The sequence below is a fragment of the Vibrio sp. 9-16B-A1 genome, assembly GCF_056726165.1.
Genome location: NZ_JBSDZD010000007.1, coordinates 197931 through 216511 on the forward strand (window position 1 = coordinate 197931; position 18581 = coordinate 216511).

Sequence of the window (18581 nt, forward strand, 5' to 3'; positions counted from 1 at the left end):
GAAAAGTTTCAATTTAGAACGGGCGGCCTATAATACCCGACTTAAATCATTCCTTCATTCCTTTCGCAATCATTGAGGTTTACATGCGGTTAGACAAATTTCTGTGCGATGCGCTTGGCGCAACGCGTAAAGAAGCCACCAAAATCATTAAAAGTGGTGAAGTGACCGTAGATGGTGTCATGCAGAAAAGCGGAGCATTTAAAGTCTCTGAAGAGTCCGAAGTTGAGTGGCAGGGGCGTGAGATCCGCCACCAGGGGCCGAGATACATCATGCTGTATAAGCCAGAGGGCTTTGTCTGCTCGCATGAAGATGGCTTTAACCACACTGCGTTTGTTTTGCTTGATGAAGTGAAGATGGAGAACCTGCATTTTGCCGGCCGCCTGGATGTGGACACTACCGGACTGGTTCTTATCACTGATGACGGCAAATGGTCGCACCGCATCACTTCACCCAAGCATAAATGTGAAAAAACTTACCGCGTATGGCTTGCTGATCCGGTACAACCGGAGTATGTTGAGCAGTTCCGGCAGGGCATTGAGCTCCGTAATGAAAAGGAAGCGACACTTCCCGCTGAGTTAGAGGTGATCGACTCACATCAGGTCCTGCTGACCATCCATGAAGGAAAATACCACCAGGTGAAGCGTATGTTTGCCGCTCTGGGCAACAAAGTTGATGCGCTGCACCGTGAACGAATCGGCGACATCATTCTTGATGAATCGCTGGAACCAGGCGAATACCGTTACCTGACCCCGGAGGAAGTGGCGTCGGTCTGGTAAGCCCTGCTTCCGTTGTCTGAATACCTGTAAACATTTGTTGGTTTGTGATCCGCCAATAACTTGTGTAAGTGCTGAACTGTCCTGTAACCATTTGTGGCTGCAGGGCTTTTTGTACACCCGGTTTTATGGCTGCGGAGGCCCCTGGTTGCAATCAGAACAAGTTTAGGAGTTTTATGTCCCCGCAACACAATACACAACTTAGCTGGATCATGTTTCTGGTACTCGGTGCCATCGGTGCGCTGACGCCACTGGCTATCGATATGTACCTGCCTGCCATGCCTTCTATCGCCCGTGACCTGGGCGTTACCCCGGGTGAAGTTCAGATCACACTCACCGCTTATACCGCAGGCTTTGCTATCGGTCAGCTGCTGCATGGCCCGCTGTCGGACAGTTATGGCCGCCGTCCGGTGCTGATTATTGGTGTCGCCCTGTTTGCCCTGGCGGCGGTGGTCAGCGCTACCACCAGTGGGATTGATGCCCTGACCTGGGTTCGCTGCGCGCAGGGTTTTGCCGGTGCCGCCGCTGCGGTGGTTATTCAGGCGGTGGTCCGGGATATGTTTGACCGGGAAGATTTTGCCCGCACCATGTCATTTATTACCCTGGTGATGACGCTGGCTCCGCTGGTTGCCCCTATGATTGGCGGTCACCTGGCGGTCTGGTTTGGCTGGCGTTCGATTTTCTGGGTGCTGGCGATTTTTGCTGCGCTGGTGATTGCAGCGGTAATGTGGAAAATCCCTGAGACGCTGAAGGCTGAAGACCGTCAGCCGCTGCATTTTCGTTCTACACTGAAGAACTACATCAGCCTGATGAAAAATCCGGTGGCGATGGGGCTGATCCTGTCCGGCGCGTTCTCTTTTGCCGGTATGTTTGCCTTTTTGACCGCAGGTGCATTTGTCTATATTGATATTTACGGTGTGGGTCCGGACCAGTTCGGCTATCTGTTTGGTCTGAACGTGGTGTGCCTTATTCTGATGACCAGCCTCAATGGTAAGATCGTCAAAAAAATGGGCTCTCACTGGATGCTCAAATTTGGCCTCACCATTCAGTTTATCGCTGGTGTTGGTTTGCTGATTGGCTGGGCGCTGGATCTTGGCCTGTGGGGCATCGTGCCGTTTGTGATGCTGTTTGTCGGCACAATTTCAACCATCGGCAGTAACAGTATGGCACTGCTGCTGTCGGGTTATCCGCGCATGGCGGGCACGGCTTCATCGTTAGCGGGTACACTGCGTTTTGGTACCGGTTCGGTTATCGGTGCGATTGTTGCTGCTCTGCCTGGTGGCACACAGGCGCCAATGGTGCTGGTTATGGCCAGTTGCGCAGTGCTCTCTGCGCTGTTTTATTTATTGTTAGGAAAGAAAGCATAATGTCTGTTTACCATACAGAAATTCAAAATCTGGTGAATGAAGCCCTGAGTGAGATGGATGCCGAGCATCAGTCGGGCAAACTGGCGAATGCGCCGATCAGTAATAACCACTATCTGGTGCGCTGGGTAACCCGTGCGCTGAAAACCCAGCGTTTTAACCGTTGCGTTGGTGATGATCTGACCCGCTGGCAGAAGCAGGGCCGCAGTAAAGGTAACCAGGCCGGTATTGAGCGGACTTTCCGCGATATTTCTGCAATGTACGGAAAGCTGTTGCCACTGGAGCAGGAGCACAAAGCGATTCTCGACAGTGATATCGAGCGCTTTCTGGACCAAATGGAAGAGTCGGGCTGGGCGGTTTCTACCGAACATGACCTGAGTGAGAAAACTCAGCTGTTTACCGAAGGCGATAACTCACTTGCACTGTGCGCGGTGCAGTGTGACGCCTGTTTTGACGGCGGCGAGGAACTGGTGAAGCCAATGAGCTGGTTCGTGCGCGGCAATCACGCTGAGTTTATCCGTCTGGCAACCGAAGCGGGCTTCATGCTGCATAAGGTTACAGACTACAAATCGCGGGTGAAATACCACGGTGAGTACCTGATCTATCCGAAAAATCACGGCCCGGTTCTGGCTGAGATCCCTATCGGTTATCAGGCATAAGCTGTGCTTTGCGTTTGATCGCCCGCACCATTCCTTTAAAGATAAACAGGTGGGCGGGCATCATGGCAAACCAGTAGAGCAGGCCACGAAAGCCCTGCGGGTGCCACCAGGCGTTAACTTCCAGTTCACGCTGGTGGCCGTCATCACGAACGGTGAACTCCAGCCGTCCCAGCCCAGGCCCTTTCATTCCGAACAGCAGTGAGACAAACCTTCCTGGCTGGCACACTATCACCTTCCAAGAATCGATATAGTCGCCTTTTTTCAGCTCATCGCTTTCCGGACGCCGTCTTACCGGTTTTGTGCCACCAAAGAGTACATCCAGCCACTCTCTCAGCCGCCACAGCCCATTGGCAAAAAAGTAGCCCTCTTTTTTACTGCCAAGCTGGCGGATAACCTGCCATAGCTGGTCCCGGGTGGCGGATGTTTTGATTGTGGCCCCGGTCTGCTTTGGGTAGTAACCATAACCCGGCTGCCAGCGTTTAAGCGCCCTGGGCTCAAAACCCCACACCTGACTGCGGACAAAGTCTCCCTCATGGGTAACCGAGTCTTCAATCGCTTTTTGATAACTGATAAGGGACTGTGGATAGTGCCGGCAGATGTCGGTGTTATCTGCGATGAAATCATGTTCCAGCCCGGCCAGCAGCGCCCGGCCTATGGACGAGGGGACCGATGTCACCAGCCCAAGCCAGGCAGAAGCGATGCGCGGGGTCAGCAGGGGAGTCGTCAGCACTTTGCGCCTTGTTCCGGCCTGATGGGCGATGACCTTCAGCTGCTCGCGATAGCTGAGAATATCCGGCCCACCCGCTTCAAATAACCGGTGCTGAGAAGGTGTTTCCCTGACCATTTGGAGCAGATAGTGATTAAGATTCTCCAGTGCCACAGGGTTAGCTCTGGAATCAACAGAGACCGGAGCGATGATCAGCGGCAGGTTATAAACGAAGTCACGCATGATCTCAAACGCCGCAGAACCCGGCCCGATCACCACTCCGGCCCGGATCTCAGTGACCGGAACCGGGTTCAGACGCAGCAGCTCGCCGGTTTTGCGCCGGGCTTCCAGGTGGGAAGAGTGAGCAGACTGAGGCTGCAGGGCGCTGACATAGATAATATGTTGGAGTTGAGAGCCGGTTACACTGTCACAAAAGTTCTGCGCCAGTGTCAGTTCGTAGTCGATAAAGTCATGGCCATGGGCCATACCGTGCACCAGGAAAAATGCGCAGTCACAGCCTTGTACCGCAGCCAGGGTTGCGGCCCTGTCTTCGAGGTCGAGATAGCTGATGGTCAGGTTTGGGTGAGGGGACACCCGCATTCTGAGATGTTCGATATGCCGGGAGACCGCTTTTACCTTCAGTCCGGCCTCAAGCAGCTTAGGGATCAGCTGAGAGCCGATATATCCTGACGCGCCAAGCACCAGTACTTCGTTTATCGTCTTTATCGCCATTGAGTCATTTTTTAATCAACTGGTTATAGAAGATTAATCCAGCGGTTGATATGATTCCAGATTCATTTCAGGGATTTTTTATTCTGACTCTTCCCCGGCCTGCGTTCCCTTATTGCAGTGATTTCAGGACGGCGATACCCATCCGGGAGCCAGATCCAGTCGTATGAGGGAACCATGACCAGCGCTTTATCACAGATATATCACCACACGAACGGCGCTTTTATTCGTAAGCTGTTTGCTATTGCTTTGCCCATCACTCTGCAAAGCATTTTGTTCTCCAGCCGTGGCCTGGTGGATGTGCTGATGCTGGGTCAGCTGGGGGAGGCGGATATCGCGGCGGTGGGCGTGGCCAGCCGGGCGATGTTTGTCACCACTATTATGATAGTGGGCATTACTACCGGCGGGGCGCTTCTTACGGCTCAGTACTGGGGGGCGGGAGATAAGCAGGGCGTCCGGCAGAGCACGGCGCTGACCTGGCTGGTTTCCATGGCTGTTGCGGGCATGACCGCGGTTGGTTTCTGGCTGTTTCCGTCGCAGATCATGGCCCTGACTACCGACTCGACCCTGATTAATCAACTTGGCAGCGACTATATCGTGATCACTGCCGCCGGGATGTTTAACGTTGCCTGTGTCGCCGGTATGGCCGTGGGGTTGCGCGCCATGCATCAGCCCGGGCTGAGTACATTGTTCAGCGCTATCGGCATTGCTTCTAACGTCGTGCTTAACTGGGTGCTTATTTTTGGTCACTGGGGCTTTCCTGAGATGGGCATTAAAGGGGCGGCCTGGGCAACGCTTATCAGTGGCTGGATTGAAGTAGGGTGTCTGTTTGGTTTTCTGTATCTGAGAAATCACCTGCTGGCGTTTGGTCTGACCGATCTCAGGGCTGCCTGTGACTGGCAGCAGTTTGTGCGTTTTATCCGTCTTTCGTTGCCTACCACGCTCAACTTTCTCGCCTGGGCCGGTGGCCTGTTTGTCTATCATGCCATCATGGGGCAAACCGGCGTTGCCGGACTGGCGGCGCTGTCGGTGATGACACCGGTAGAATCAATTTCACTGGCATTTCTGATTGGGGTGTCGAACGCCTCTGCGGTGCTTGTGGGTAATCAGCTCGGCGCGAATAAGTTTGATGCTGTGTACTATCAGGCGCTGGGCCTGGTGGTGATCAACCTGCTTATCGGCATAGTGGTCTCTTTTATTCTTTATCTGAGTCAGTTCTGGATTCTGGAGGCTTTTACGGCTCTGACCGATGAAACCCGCGCGCTGGCCAACCAGTTCATCCTGGTGCTGTGTGCGGGCGTTGTGATCCGCTCAGTTCCGATGACGCTTGTTGTGGGCGTGCTGCGTGCTGGTGGTGACGTGAATTTTTGCCTGTATCAGGATCTGGTTGCCCAGTGGCTGGTAGGTATCCCGGTTGCAGCCGTCTGTGCGATCTATTTTGGTTTTTCTCCGGAGCACGTTTACATGCTGTTTTTGCTTGAAGAAGTAATTAAGTGGTTTGGCTCTGTCTCGCGGACAAAAAGCAAGCGCTGGATGAATAATTTGATTGAAACTTAGAAGTTGATCGGTGGAGTTGGTGAAACATCATGCATATAATGTGATCTGTATTTCAAAACGCTTCCTACAAACAAGGTTTTAGTGTAGATTGCCTTACCAGATTTTGTGATGTGGGTAAGAGTTGCAGCATGTTACGCCTGACTGACCTGTGTAAGGGATATATCGATGGTGGTGAGTTCCACCCAGTACTTCAGGGAGCCGGGCTTGACCTTGAACAGGGCCAGCAACTGGCGCTGATGGGGGAGAGCGGCTCGGGTAAAAGTACCCTGCTCAATTTAATAGCCGGCATCGACAGTGTGGATTCCGGTGAAATCGCGTTTGCCGGATTTGATATGCATAATGCATCCGAATCCCAGCGTACCGCATACCGTCGTAAAAACATTGGTCATATCTTTCAGCAGTTTAATCTGCTGCCTACCCTGAATATCGCCGATAACATTCGTTTTTGTCGCCAGCTTAAAGGCCTGCCGGAAGACCGTGGCCTGTGGCGTCAGATCCTGTCTGCTCTTGACCTGATGCCACTTCTTGGCCGCTATCCGGAAGAGATCTCCGGTGGTCAGCAGCAGCGTGCTGCCATTGCCAGAGCCCTGTATATGGAGCCAAAACTTCTGCTGGCAGATGAACCGACCGGAAGTCTGGACGAGCGTAACGCGGAAGCCGTTATGCGCCTGCTGACCACTCTCAGCAGCCAGCTCAACTGTACCCTGCTGCTGGTGACTCACAGTGAGAAAGTGGCCCGTCACATGCAGGGCTGTATTCGCCTTCAGGGAGGACAGCTGCATGTTATGGCCCGTAGTTAAAGCACTACTTGGTCATTATCGGCGTCACCCGCTTCAAATTGTTCTGGTGTGGCTGGGGCTTACCCTGGGTGTTTCCCTGCTGGTGGGCGTACTGGCCATTAACCATCATGCCAAGCTCAGCTATGCCGCTGGTGAGAAGCTGTTTTCCAATCCTCTGCCATACCGTATCCGTCCGGTAGAGAGCACCAGCAAAATCCCGCAGGGTTTCTATATTCAGCTGCGCCGGGAAGGCTTTTCCCAGTGTATGCCTTTTGACAGCTACCGCATCCGTACTTTTGATGGCTTTGAACTGACTATCACAGGTATTGATCCGGTCGCGATGCTGGCGATCCAGCCTGGTACCAACCTGAACGACATTCAGACGCTCAAGCTGCGCGAACCGCCGTACCCGATCATGATTGGGCGCGATCTGGCGGCGCACATGGGGCTGAAAAACGGCGATTATCTGACACTCCAGAATCAGCGTCGCCTCGGTCCGCTGCTGGTGGATAACAACAACCTGCTGACCGGAACCCGGGTCGTCGCTGATATTGCGCTGTTGCGCATGCTGGACAAGCGTCCGGGCTTTGATGTGCTGGCCTGTGGCGAGATGCCTGAGCACAAACTGGAGAAGCTTAAAACCCTGCTGCCTGCCGGGATGAAGCTGGCTCAGAATACTCATGCAGAGCTTGATTCGCTCACTCTGGCTTTTCACACCAACCTGACCGCGATGGGCATGCTGGCCTTCTTTGTTGGCCTGTTCATTTTCTATCAGGCGATGTCGCTCTCTTTTGTTCAGCGCCAGCCGCTGGTGGGAATACTGCGGCAGACCGGCGTGAGTACCGGTCAGCTGGTGCTGGCACTGCTCGCCGAGCTGATTGGCTGGATCCTGGTGTCCTGGCTGTGTGGCAACGTATTTGGTGTGATGCTGGCAAACGAGCTGCTTCCTGCTGTATCGGCAAGCCTGGCCGACCTCTATGATGCCCGGGTTGGTCTGTCACTGAGCTGGGACTGGGAGTGGAGCCAGCAGAGCCTGCTGGTCGCGATCCTCGGTACCATGCTGGCCTGCAGCTTCCCGCTGATCCGCCTGCTTCGTACCCAGCCTATTCGTCTTAGTGCGCGCCTGTCGCTGGTGCGTTTTGCCGGCCGTGAGTTTTCCTGGCAGGCCGCTTTGGCCTGTGTGTTTATCGTTGGCGCTGTTGCACTTACACAGACAGAACAGACCCAGGATACCGGCTATGCGTTGGTGGCATTTATTCTTATCAGCGCCGGTCTTTTGATGCCATTTCTGGTCTGGAAGCTGTTTAACAGCCTCTCGTTTACCCTGCCATGGGTAAAAGCCCGCTGGTTCTTTGCTGACTGTGCTGCCAGCCTCAGCTATCGCGGTGTCGCCTCTATGGCCTTTATGCTGGCCCTGGCAACCAATATTGGCGTTGAAACCATGGTCGGCAGTTTCCGTGCCACTACGGATAAATGGCTGACCCAGCGTCTGGCAGCGGATGTTTACGTGACTCCGCCAAACCATATTTCCTCGCGTATTGGCAGCTGGCTTAAGAATCAGCCGGAAGTTGAAGACGTCTGGTGGCGCTGGGAGAAAGAGATCCCAAGCAATACCGGTACTCTTCAGGTGGTCAGTGTCGGGGACTCAGAAGGCGAACTCGATTCACTGACGGTGAAAGTCGCGGTGCCGGATTACTGGTTCCATCTTCATCATTCCAAAGGGGTGATGGTGAGCGAGTCCATGGCGCTGAAACTCGGGATCCGGGCCGGTGATTACATGGTGCTGCCTGCGCCATTGTCGGGGAACTGGCAGGTGGTGGGGATTTACTATGACTATGGTAACCCTTACAACCAGATCCTGATGTCACACCGGAACTGGCTGTACGGCTTTGCCGGGCAGGGTGAGGTAGGCCTTGGGGTTATTCTGAAAGAGAACGCTGCCTCACGGGGCCTGTTGCGTCGCTTTGACCAGGTATTCCGTCTGTCGGATGAGCGTGTCTACGACAACCACAGTATCCATAAACAGGCGATGCGGGTGTTTGACCGGACCTTCAGCATTGCCGGTACGCTTGGCAACATTACCCTGGTGATCGCCGTTATCGGGCTGTTTTTCTCCACGCTGGCCGGAGAGGTGTCGCGTCAGCGCCATATCGCCCTGCTGCGCTGTTTTGGTATGACCGCCAAAGAGCTGGTATTGCTGGGCGGTGCACAACTGCTGGTGCTTGGGATCTTCTCTGCAATGATGGCGATTCCGCTCGGTCTGTTCCTTGCAGACCTGATGATCGACGTGGTACTGAAACAGTCGTTTGGCTGGACCATGCAGCTTGAGGTGATCCCATGGGAGTACGCCGAAACCTTTGGCTGGTCATTTACCACCCTGCTGATTGCAGGTGCATGGCCGGTATTTAGTATGGTGCGCAAGACGCCGATGAAATCGCTGAGGGATGCACTGTAAATGACTTCTCTGTTGAACTCAAAACTGATCCAGATACTGCTGATTGTGCTTATCATCAGCGGGATTGGCTGGGTGTTCTATGACTCTTTCTTCACAGCACCGGAAACTCAGGACCGCAATGAGGTCAATGTGGTACTGCTGGGCAGCCAGCAGAAGAAGTTTGAGTCTGTGATGGCGGATAAAGGTGTAAAACTGCCTGAAGATTTTCAGTTCCACCCGGGTTACCAGCACGAGTGGTGGCACTTCTTTGCCAATGTAAAAGACGAGGAGGGTCAGCGTTACGGGATCCAGTGGAGCTTTTTCCGCGTTGCAACCGGTGACCGTCAGGCCCCGGGCTGGCAAAACCCGCAGTTGTATATTTCACACCTGGTAGTGACATCTGAAAAACAGCTCTGGAAAGAGCAGCGCATTGCACGCGGCGGGATAGGCCAGGCAGGGATGACGCCATCCCCATTTAAAATCTGGATTGATAACTGGCACTGGAAGTCGCTCGGGCGTACACCTTTCCCGGGCCGGCTGGATGTTGAAACGGATGAGTTCTCTGTGCATCTGGCAAACTACGCATCCGGGCCGTTTGTACTGAATGGCGATAACGGCTATCAGGCCAAACATGATGAGTTGCAACTGGCTTCGTTCAGTGTGAGTGCGCCTTTTATCCGTACCAAAGGCTATCTGACGCTGGGAACGAAAAAGCTCACAGTTGAAGGTCAGGCATGGCTGAGTAAAGAGTGGGGAAGCGGTCTGCTGGCGGAAGGGCAGAAGGGCTGGGACCTGTTTGCACTGCGTCTGGACAAGCAGCAAACCCTGATGGTGAACCATTACCGGCACAACAGTCAGTCCCCTTATACCTTTGGCACTCTGGCTAACCGTAAAGGTGACACAGTGACGCTGACCCGGGACCAGATCAAAGTGACAGTTATTGACACTCATAAGTTGCTGAACGGCAGAGTGGTACCTCTGAAATGGCGCGTTCAGGTACCGGAGTACGATATTGACCTCACCGTATCCCCGGTCAGAAAAGAGCAGTGGCTGCCTTTTGTCATCCCATACTGGGAAGGGCCGGTGACCGGCCTGGGAAGTCATCAGGCAACGGGTCTGATGCAGCTGACGGGATACTAGGTCATTCCCCAGAGCTGAAAAGAGAAGAAACCGGAGCATCAGGCTCCGGTTTTTTATATCTCGTGGTTATAACGCAACCGGCTCGATATATTAATTTCTCCTGACAGGCAACGAAGCTGAAACTTTTTATCGCGAAATATGTCGGTATTTTCACCGGATATTGCTGGTTGTTTCGAAAATGCCGAACTCACAAATATGGCTTTTCTGAAACCATAAGGAATATCCTTTCTATATGGCAATACATTTCGGTATTTCCTACAAGTAGCATCTAAACAAGCGATTTTTCCTCTCTTCACTCAGCATATAGACTTTTACCTATCGTTTGTTAGCATTTTCATAACAATAGTAAGTATAAGGGCGATATCATGAGTGATGTCATTAAAGAATTTTTTAAACTGGAATCTGCGGGTGGCATTATTCTTGTCATTGCTGCCGCAATTGCCATGTTGGTTGCCAACTCGCCTTTGAACGAGATTTACGATTCAGTACTGCATACCTACGTGGCAGGCATGTCTGTTTCTCACTGGATTAACGATGGTCTGATGGCGGTATTCTTCCTGCTGATCGGTCTGGAAGTTAAGCGGGAACTGCTGGAAGGTGCACTGAAGTCAAAAGAGACTGCGATCTTCCCGGCGATTGCTGCGGTTGGTGGCATGCTGGCTCCTGCGCTGGTTTACGTGCTGTTTAACAGCGGTGACCCTCAGGCGCTTCAGGGCTGGGCAATTCCGGCGGCGACCGACATTGCGTTTGCACTGGGTATTATGGCGCTGCTGGGTAAGCGTGTGCCAATCAGCCTGAAAGTCTTCCTGCTGGCTCTGGCGATCATTGATGACCTTGGTGTTGTTGTTATTATCGCGCTGTTTTACAGCGGCGATCTGTCAACGACGGCTCTGGCGGTAGGCTTTGCGGCAACAGCGGTGTTGTTTGTCTCCAATATGCGCCATGTAACGAGTCTGCGCTGGTATATGCTGGTGGGTACTATCCTCTGGGTAGCCGTACTGAAATCCGGCGTGCATGCAACCCTGGCGGGTGTGGTGATTGGTTTTGCTATTCCGCTTAAAGGTAATAAAGGTGAGCACTCTCCGCTGAAACATATGGAGCACGTACTCCACCCATACGTGGCGTTCCTTATCCTGCCGATCTTTGCATTTGCAAACGCAGGTATCTCTCTGGAAGGGATCACGCTGTCGAGCCTGACCAGTATGCTGCCTCTGGGTGTGGCTATGGGTCTGATGATTGGTAAGCCGCTGGGTATCTTTACCTTCAGCTGGGTTGCAGTAAAAATGGGTGTAGCCAAGCTGCCGGAAGGCATCAACTTCCGCCATATCTTTGCGGTGGCAGTACTGTGTGGTATCGGCTTTACCATGTCGATCTTCATCTCGTCACTGGCCTTCACCGGAGATGCAGCAGCGTACGACACCCTGGCACGACTGGGTATCCTGATGGGTTCAACCATCTCTGCGGTTGTCGGTTATGTGATGCTTCGCCAGTCATTGCCACAGACAGTGCCGGCGAGACAGGAAGCGTAAGCGAAAGTGTTATGAGAAAACCGCCGAAAGGCGGTTTTTTTGTGGGTGGAAGATAGTGGTGACCGGTCCTGGGGGCGCTTCGCTTTCAGGTTCTGGGCGAGCTCACGGAGAAAATCCTGAAAAACTGAAAGCACAGGCTTGACGGAAATAGTTGAATGGCGAAGCCTGCTTGCAGTACCCAGTACCCAGTACCCAGTACCCAGTACCCAGTACCCAGTACCCAGTACCCAGTACCCAGTACCCAGTACCGCACATAAAAAAAGCCCGGGTAAAAAACCCGGGCGGATACAAATAAAAGGAGTTAAACAAGAAAAAGCAGCGTCTCGCAGCTTTCGAGTCTCAATGCAGTCGGACGGCCGTACGACGTATAAATCTCTCTTGGCTACATTCTTTATGACCCCGCTCTTTCCGGTCAGTTCCAATTTTTTTCACTTTTCTTCCACATTTTTTCTGGCCTGCTTAAACAGTGACTTGCGCCCCTCTGGTGCTGACAAACGGCAAGTTGTGATGTTGCTCGCTTGTTAATGGCCTGTTGCGGGTGTATATTTTCAAACAGTTGTTTGATACGGATGATTAAAATGACCGGGCGTGTAAAGACCAAAGACAAAATCCTGGATGTCGCAGAAGCACTGTTTGCCGAGCATGGTTTCAATGATACCTCTCTGCGGACTATTACCAGTAAAGCGGGCGTGAACCTGGCTTCGGTGAACTATCACTTTGGTGATAAGAAGACTCTGATACGCGCGGTGATAGACCGCTACCTCGAAAGCTTCATGCCTGTGCTGCATGATGAGCTGGAGACCCTGAATCTGGAGCAGGACTACTCCATGGAGCAGGTGTTTGGCACGCTGAAGCAGCCGCTGTTAAACCTCAACCAGGTTCGCCCTCACGGTGCCAGCAGGTTTATGTCCCTGCTCGGCAGGGGTTATACCGATGTACAGGGCCACCTGCGCTGGTTTATCTCAACCCGCTACGGGCATGTACTGGATCTCTTCACCCGGTCAGTATCAAAGGCCAACCCGGATCTGACGCCGGAAACCCTGTTCTGGCGTCTGCACTTTACTCTGGGAACCTGTGTGTTTACCACTGCTTCAAGCCAGGCTCTGGCAGAGATAGCCTACAACGACTTTGACCATAAGGTGGACTCAGAAGCCATCATCAATCAACTGATACCTTACCTGGCAGCGGGCGTCGCCGCGAAGTAGCCGGAATGAACAATAAAAGCCGAAATGAAACAAAAGGACTGTAACTATGAGCTCTCCAAAATCAATGCGCAGAAAATGGTTAAGCGACCCTGCGTTTAAGATGTTCAAGAAAGTGCTGCCTCCGCTGTCAAGTACCGAAAAAGAGGCGATGGAAGCAGGCAGTGTATGGTGGGACGGAGAGCTGTTTGGTGGCTCGCCTGACTGGCAGAAGTTGCACCACTATCCCAAACCAAAGCTGAGTGATGAAGAGCAGGCGTTCATGGATAACCAGCTCGAAACCCTGCTTGAGATGCTCGATGACGATGAGATCGTTCGCCATGACCGCGACCTGCCTGCGGCGGTGTGGGAGTATCTGCGTCAGGAGCGTTTCTTCTCACTGATCATCTCCAAAGCGTACGGTGGCCGCGAGTTCTCGGCGCTGGCCAACTCGACTATCGTTTCGCGCATTGCGACCAAAAGTATCAGCGCCGCGGTGAGCGTGATGGTGCCGAACTCATTAGGCCCAGGCGAGCTGCTGTCGCATTACGGTACCCAGGAGCAAAAAGATTACTGGTTGCCGCGTCTGGCTAACGGCAGTGAGATTCCCTGTTTTGCCCTGACCGGGCCGGAAGCAGGCTCGGATGCAGGCGGTATCCCGGATGAGGGTGTGGTCTGTTATGGCGAACACGAAGGTGAAAACGTGCTTGGCATCCGCGTAAGCTGGAACAAGCGCTACATTACCCTTGCGCCGGTTGCGACCGTACTTGGTCTGGCGTTTAAGCTAAAAGATCCTGAAGGGCTTATTAGTGATAAGCCGGATGCAGGTATTACCTGTGCGCTTATCCCGGCGAGCCATCCCGGCGTTCAACTTGGTGAGAGGCACGACCCGTTAGGACTGGCATTTATGAACGGCCCGACCTGGGGTAAAGATGTTTTTATTCCGCTGGAGTGGATTATCGGCGGCGAGGAGTACGCGGGCAAAGGCTGGCGGATGCTGGTTGAATGCCTTTCGGCCGGGCGCGGTATCTCACTGCCTGCTCTTGGTACCTCTATCGGCCATCTCACTGCCCGGACCACCGGTGCTTATGCTTATGTGCGTAAGCAGTTTGGTCTGTCTATCGGTAAGTTTGAGGGGGTTGCCGAGGCAATGGGCCGCATTGGCGGCATGACCTACCTGCTTGAAGCTGCCCGTACCCTGACGACTACATCGCTTGATTTGCATGAGAAGCCGGGGATAGTGACCGCGATTGCCAAATATCACATGACAGAGATCGGCCGGACCATACTCAATGACAGCATGGATATTCACGCCGGACGCGCAATCCAGGACGGTCCGATGAACTATCTTGCGCACGCCTATCTGGGTATTCCGGTTGCTATCACGGTTGAGGGGGCCAACATCCTGACCCGTAACCTGATGATCTTTGGCCAGGGGGCGACCCGTTGTCACCCTTATGTGTTAAAAGAGATGGAAGCCGCAGCCAATCCGGATCCGGAGCAGGGCGCTAAAGAGTTTGATAAGTTACTGTTCAAACATGTCGGCCATGCGACGAAAAACGCACTGGGCGCATTTGGCGCAGCCCTGACCGGCTCTGCCATGCTCTCTGCGCCGATGAGCGGTCCGACTAAAGGCTATTACAGGCAGTTGGGTCGTATCAGTAAAGCGCTGGCCATCAGTGCTGATGTCGCCATGCTGACGTTGGGCGGCGATCTGAAACGGAAAGAGATGATCTCTGCCCGTCTTGGCGACGCGCTTAGCTTCCTCTATCTTGGCTCTGCGGTACTCAAGAAATACGAAGACGATGGCCGTCATCAGGGGGACCTGGTTTACGTCGATTATGCCATCAGTCACTGTCTTTACAGTGCGGCTCAGTCACTGCAGGCGGCGTATCACAACTTCCCGGGCAGGGCGGCAGGCATGCTGCTCAAAGGGCTGGTCTTCCCATTGGGTAACCATTTCCGTAAGCCGGATGATGCCAAAGCAGTGGAAATCGCCAAACGTCTGATGGTGCCGGGCGCAGAGCGGGACAGACTGACCCACCTCTGTTATGTCGGCAAAAATGACAGCGACCCGGTTGGGCTTATCGAGAACGCCTTTATTGCGCTGTATCAGATACGCGATCTGGAGAAGAAAATGGTGCAGGGGATCCGCGACGGTAAAATCGATAAGAAAGTCCCTCTGGATACCCGTCTGGCCCAGGCGATGGAGCATGGTATTCTGTCAGAAGAAGAGTGCGCCAGAGTCACTCAGGCCGAAGCGCTTCGCTACAAAGCGATTCAGGTGGACCACTTCAGCCATGATTTTTCAGAGTGTATGACCGGTAAACCGGGCAAGCCGCCACTGACCAGCGTTGCCTGACTTCCCCGCTCTTAATAACAAGCGTCCGTATGCCGGGCGCTTTTTTGTGTTGTTAAACAGCTCCAACCACTGGCAAAAAGCATAAAAAATAGGGTGCGGTTTCGCTTGTAACCTTTTATCCTGTGTCCACTTTTGTAAGGGATATGAATATGATCATCAAACCAAGAATTCGTGGTTTTATTTGCACCACTACCCACCCGGTTGGCTGTGAAGCTAACGTAAAAGAGCAAATCGAATACACCAAAGCAAAAGGCCAAATCAAAAACGCACCTAAGCGCGTTCTGGTTGTTGGCGCATCAAGCGGTTACGGCCTGTCTTCACGTATTGCAGCGGCTTTCGGTGGCGGCGCATCAACTATCGGCGTTTTCTTTGAAAAAGCAGGTACCGAGAAAAAGCCTGGCACAGCTGGCTGGTACAACTCTGCGGCGTTTGACAAGTTTGCCAAAGAAGAAGGTTTGTACTCTAAGAGCCTGAACGGCGATGCTTTCTCTGACGAAGCCAAACAAAAGACCATCGACCTTATCAAAGAAGATCTGGGTCAGGTGGACATGGTGGTTTACTCACTGGCATCACCAGTACGTAAAATGCCACAAACCGGTGAAGTGATCCGTTCGTCTCTGAAGCCTATCGGTGAGACTTACACTTCAACTGCGGTAGACACTAACAAAGACGTGATCATCGAAGCCAGCGTTGAGCCGGCAACCGAGCAGGAAATCCAGGACACCGTAACCGTAATGGGCGGCGAAGACTGGGAACTGTGGATCAACGCGCTGTCTGAAGCAGGCGTTCTGGCTGACGGCTGTAAGACCGTTGCCTACAGCTACATCGGTACCGAGCTGACCTGGCCTATCTACTGGGATGGCGCGCTGGGTAAAGCGAAAATGGACCTGGACCGTGCAGCGACCGCTCTTAACGGTCAGCTTTCTGCAACCGGCGGCAGCGCAAATGTAGCGGTACTGAAGTCTGTTGTCACTCAGGCAAGTTCTGCAATTCCGGTAATGCCTCTGTACATCGCAATGGTGTTCAAGAAGATGCGTGAAGAAGGCCTGCACGAAGGTTGTATGGAGCAGATCTACCGCATGTTCGCTGAGCGCATGTACAAAGAAGACGGCAGCGCGGCAGAAGTGGACGAGAGCAACCGTCTGCGCCTGGATGACTGGGAACTGCGTGAAGACGTTCAGCAGCACTGTCGTGACCTGTGGCCTCAGATCACTTCAGAGAACCTGAAAGAGCTGACTGACTACGTTGAGTACAAAGAAGAGTTCCTGAAACTGTTCGGCTTTGGCTGTGAAGGCGTGGATTACGACGCTGACGTAAATCCGGCTGTTGAGTTCGACGTACAGGACATCTGATTGGTCCGGTAAGATATGAAAAAGGCGCTGATTTTTCAGCGCCTTTTTTGTTCCCGTTACAAAGGGAGAGAACTTGCAACTGGTACGATGTTGTTTCTGGGGGCAGGAACAGCCAGAGTGCTCAGGTGTGGTTCCTCCCCTTGGCAAGGGGAGGTTAGGAGGGGTTCCACAGCGTTAACAGCAGCTTAATGAAGGCAATCCTACTTAGTATTCGCCTAAGTCGTTTGCTTGAGCTCTACTGTGTCTGTTATCTATCAGGTCAGAATAACCAGTACGGTACCGGCCAGCGTCATCAGGATATTGGCGATAGCATAGGTACCGGCATAACCCAGTGCCGGAATGGTCGACTTGGCCTGCTCGTTCACCACATCCATCGCCGGACCACAGGTTCGGGCACCGACAATGGCACCAATCAGCAGGGCGCGGTTCATTTTCAGCGCATAGGCGCCGACCAGGTAAGCGATGATCACCGGCAGCACACTCACAATAAACGAGATAGCGATGATCTGCGGGCCCACTTCCGCCAGGTAGCGGAACAGGCTCTCACCGGCACTCAGGCCAATCCCGGCCATAAAGAACATCAGGCCCAGGTCTTTGACCATGTTCAGCGCTCCCTGAGGCACGTAACCAAAGGTCGGGTGGTTGGCCCGAAGGAAGCCAAGGGTGATACCGGAGAGCAGCAGGCCAACCGCGTTACCCAGTCCGAAAGTCACCTGGCCAAAGGTCATAGTGATCAGACCAAATAAAATTCCCAGAATAAAGAAGCTGCAGAAAGCCAGCAGATCGGCCATCTGACTGTGGATGGAGATGAAACCAATGCGCTCAGCCAGGCCCATCACCCGGCTTTTCTCGCCACTGACCTGAAGGATATCCCCTTTGGCCAGTACGATGTTGGTATCCATCGGCATTTCGATCTGTGCCCGGACTACCCGGTTAAGGAAACAGCCATACTCTGCCAGGTTCAGGTCTGCCAGTTTTTTGCCCGCGATACTGTCGCTTTTTACCACGATCTCTTCTTCGACAACGCGAAGGTCGAGCAGGTTACGGTCAAATACCTCTTTACCGTTACGGAAACTTGGGTCCAGACGGGCGTGGCTGTCCGGAAAACCTACCAGTGCAATCTCATCGCCTTCCTGCAAAATCGCATCACCATCGGGGTGGGCGAGGATGCCGTTACGGCGGATACGCTCGATATAACAGCCGGTCTGGCGGTAGATACCCAGCTCACGCAGGTTTTTGCCACCGGTCCAGTCAATAAGTTCGGTGCCTACGCGGTAAGCCCGGATAATCGGCAGATAGACTTTACGCTGGGCACTGCTGTCCAGTCCGCGCTCCTGAGCAATCTGAGTCGCCGAGTCCTGCAGGTTCTGCTTTTGCAGTTTAGGCAGCAGTTTGACCAGTACGATCATACTGATAAGCCCCACCAGATAAGCCATGGCATAGCCAACCGAGATGTTCTCGCGGACTTTGTCCATGCTCATGCCTTCCGGCAGGTGAGCCAGCCCGGTACGCAGGGCATCCTGGGCACCTACCAGAATCGGGGTCGAGGTCAAAGAGCCCGCCATCATACCAGCAGAAAAACCGTACTCCAGCCCAAGATACTGGTTAGCGAACACGGTTAATCCCAGCGCACTGACCAGCAGGGTCAGACTGAGAATAAAGTAGTGTTTACCGTCGCGGAAAAAGATACCAAAGAAGTTCGGTCCGGCTTCAATTCCGACACAATAAATAAACAGCATAAAGCCGATGGTCAGGGCTTCGGCGTTAAAACTGAAGCCAAGATTACCCATAATAATTGCACTGATCAGCACGCCGATGGCGCTGCCGAGCTGCAGGTTGGCAAACTGGATCTTACCGATCCCAAGGCCCAGGGCTAATACTACGAAAATCAAAAGGATAGGGTTTTGCTGGAGCAGAGCAATGATGTCTATATTCACTTCAAAAACTCGACAGGTCTGGCAGTGGTCAGGAACAGGAAATTGACCGCTAAAGTGTAACTGAAACAGGGGCTGTTAC

At 53.2% G+C, this 18581-nt stretch carries 13 protein-coding genes; 11 read left to right on the forward strand and 2 right to left on the reverse strand.

Annotated elements, in window-relative coordinates; genetic code table 11:
* Positions 1-83: 83 nt before the first annotated feature.
* From rsuA to ACVB80_RS13435, 3 genes are all read left to right on the forward strand, one after another.
* Positions 84-776 carry a 16S rRNA pseudouridine(516) synthase RsuA gene (rsuA, locus tag ACVB80_RS13425; RefSeq protein WP_481081795.1) on the forward strand — a complete coding sequence of 231 codons (693 nt, stop codon included), beginning with the start codon at positions 84-86 and terminating at the stop codon, positions 774-776.
* Positions 777-949: 173 nt separating this feature from the next.
* Positions 950-2140 (forward strand): Bcr/CflA family multidrug efflux MFS transporter, encoded by a 1191-nt coding sequence (locus ACVB80_RS13430; protein ID WP_481081796.1) that lies wholly within the window; start codon positions 950-952, stop codon positions 2138-2140.
* Entirely contained in the window at positions 2140-2796 is a 657-nt protein-coding gene (locus ACVB80_RS13435; protein WP_481081797.1) for a DUF2913 family protein, read from the forward strand. The genes ACVB80_RS13430 and ACVB80_RS13435 overlap by 1 nt, the downstream gene beginning before the upstream one ends.
* Here ACVB80_RS13435 and ACVB80_RS13440 read toward each other — a convergent pair.
* Complete coding sequence (locus ACVB80_RS13440; RefSeq protein WP_481081798.1) at positions 2777-4234, reverse strand: DUF2867 domain-containing protein; 1458 nt, start codon at positions 4232-4234, stop codon at positions 2777-2779. The two genes, ACVB80_RS13435 and ACVB80_RS13440, sit on opposite strands and share 20 nt — an antisense overlap.
* A 174-nt stretch (positions 4235-4408) precedes the next feature.
* Here ACVB80_RS13440 and ACVB80_RS13445 point away from each other — a divergent pair, with 174 nt between their 5' ends.
* The 8 genes from ACVB80_RS13445 (at position 4409) to fabV (ending at position 16565) form a co-directional block, all read left to right on the forward strand.
* Complete coding sequence (locus tag ACVB80_RS13445) at positions 4409-5788, forward strand: MATE family efflux transporter (protein ID WP_481081799.1); 1380 nt, start codon at positions 4409-4411, stop codon at positions 5786-5788.
* Positions 5789-5916: 128 nt separating this feature from the next.
* Positions 5917-6588 carry an ABC transporter ATP-binding protein gene (locus ACVB80_RS13450; RefSeq protein WP_481081800.1) on the forward strand — a complete coding sequence of 224 codons (672 nt, stop codon included), beginning with the start codon at positions 5917-5919 and terminating at the stop codon, positions 6586-6588.
* A complete protein-coding gene (locus ACVB80_RS13455) occupies positions 6569-9022 on the forward strand; it encodes an ABC transporter permease (protein WP_481081801.1) in 2454 nt (817 codons plus the stop codon). The genes ACVB80_RS13450 and ACVB80_RS13455 overlap by 20 nt, the downstream gene beginning before the upstream one ends.
* Positions 9023-10141 (forward strand): lipocalin-like domain-containing protein, encoded by a 1119-nt coding sequence (locus tag ACVB80_RS13460; RefSeq protein WP_481081802.1) that lies wholly within the window; start codon positions 9023-9025, stop codon positions 10139-10141.
* A 365-nt stretch (positions 10142-10506) separates the two neighbouring features.
* Positions 10507-11670 (forward strand): Na+/H+ antiporter NhaA, encoded by a 1164-nt coding sequence (gene nhaA, locus ACVB80_RS13465; RefSeq protein WP_481081803.1) that lies wholly within the window; start codon positions 10507-10509, stop codon positions 11668-11670.
* Between the two features lie 578 nt (positions 11671-12248).
* Positions 12249-12875 carry a TetR family transcriptional repressor PsrA gene (psrA, locus tag ACVB80_RS13470; protein WP_481081804.1) on the forward strand — a complete coding sequence of 209 codons (627 nt, stop codon included), beginning with the start codon at positions 12249-12251 and terminating at the stop codon, positions 12873-12875.
* Between the two features lie 46 nt (positions 12876-12921).
* The gene (locus ACVB80_RS13475) at positions 12922-15213 is read left to right on the forward strand and encodes an acyl-CoA dehydrogenase (protein WP_481081805.1); all 2292 of its coding nucleotides are present in this window, start codon (positions 12922-12924) and stop codon (positions 15211-15213) included.
* A gap of 149 nt (positions 15214-15362) precedes the next feature.
* Positions 15363-16565 carry an enoyl-ACP reductase FabV gene (fabV, locus tag ACVB80_RS13480; RefSeq protein ID WP_481081806.1) on the forward strand — a complete coding sequence of 401 codons (1203 nt, stop codon included), beginning with the start codon at positions 15363-15365 and terminating at the stop codon, positions 16563-16565.
* Between the two features lie 254 nt (positions 16566-16819).
* Here fabV and ACVB80_RS13485 read toward each other — a convergent pair whose 3' ends face one another.
* Complete coding sequence (locus ACVB80_RS13485; RefSeq protein ID WP_481081807.1) at positions 16820-18502, reverse strand: aspartate:alanine antiporter; 1683 nt, start codon at positions 18500-18502, stop codon at positions 16820-16822.
* Positions 18503-18581: the final 79 nt, after the last annotated feature.

Bases quoted from the DNA above. Each gene is read 5' to 3' on its own strand.
- rsuA (WP_481081795.1), top strand. From the start codon at position 84: ATGCGGTTAGACAAATTTCTGTGCGATGCGCTTGGCGCAACGCGTAAA.
- ACVB80_RS13430 (WP_481081796.1), top strand. From the start codon at position 950: ATGTCCCCGCAACACAATACACAACTTAGCTGGATCATGTTTCTGGTA.
- ACVB80_RS13435 (WP_481081797.1), top strand. From the start codon at position 2,140: ATGTCTGTTTACCATACAGAAATTCAAAATCTGGTGAATGAAGCCCTG.
- ACVB80_RS13440 (WP_481081798.1), bottom strand. From the start codon at position 4,234: ATGGCGATAAAGACGATAAACGAAGTACTGGTGCTTGGCGCGTCAGGA.
- ACVB80_RS13445 (WP_481081799.1), top strand. From the start codon at position 4,409: ATGACCAGCGCTTTATCACAGATATATCACCACACGAACGGCGCTTTT.
- ACVB80_RS13450 (WP_481081800.1), top strand. From the start codon at position 5,917: ATGTTACGCCTGACTGACCTGTGTAAGGGATATATCGATGGTGGTGAG.
- ACVB80_RS13455 (WP_481081801.1), top strand. From the start codon at position 6,569: ATGTTATGGCCCGTAGTTAAAGCACTACTTGGTCATTATCGGCGTCAC.
- ACVB80_RS13460 (WP_481081802.1), top strand. From the start codon at position 9,023: ATGACTTCTCTGTTGAACTCAAAACTGATCCAGATACTGCTGATTGTG.
- nhaA (WP_481081803.1), top strand. From the start codon at position 10,507: ATGAGTGATGTCATTAAAGAATTTTTTAAACTGGAATCTGCGGGTGGC.
- psrA (WP_481081804.1), top strand. From the start codon at position 12,249: ATGACCGGGCGTGTAAAGACCAAAGACAAAATCCTGGATGTCGCAGAA.
- ACVB80_RS13475 (WP_481081805.1), top strand. From the start codon at position 12,922: ATGAGCTCTCCAAAATCAATGCGCAGAAAATGGTTAAGCGACCCTGCG.
- fabV (WP_481081806.1), top strand. From the start codon at position 15,363: ATGATCATCAAACCAAGAATTCGTGGTTTTATTTGCACCACTACCCAC.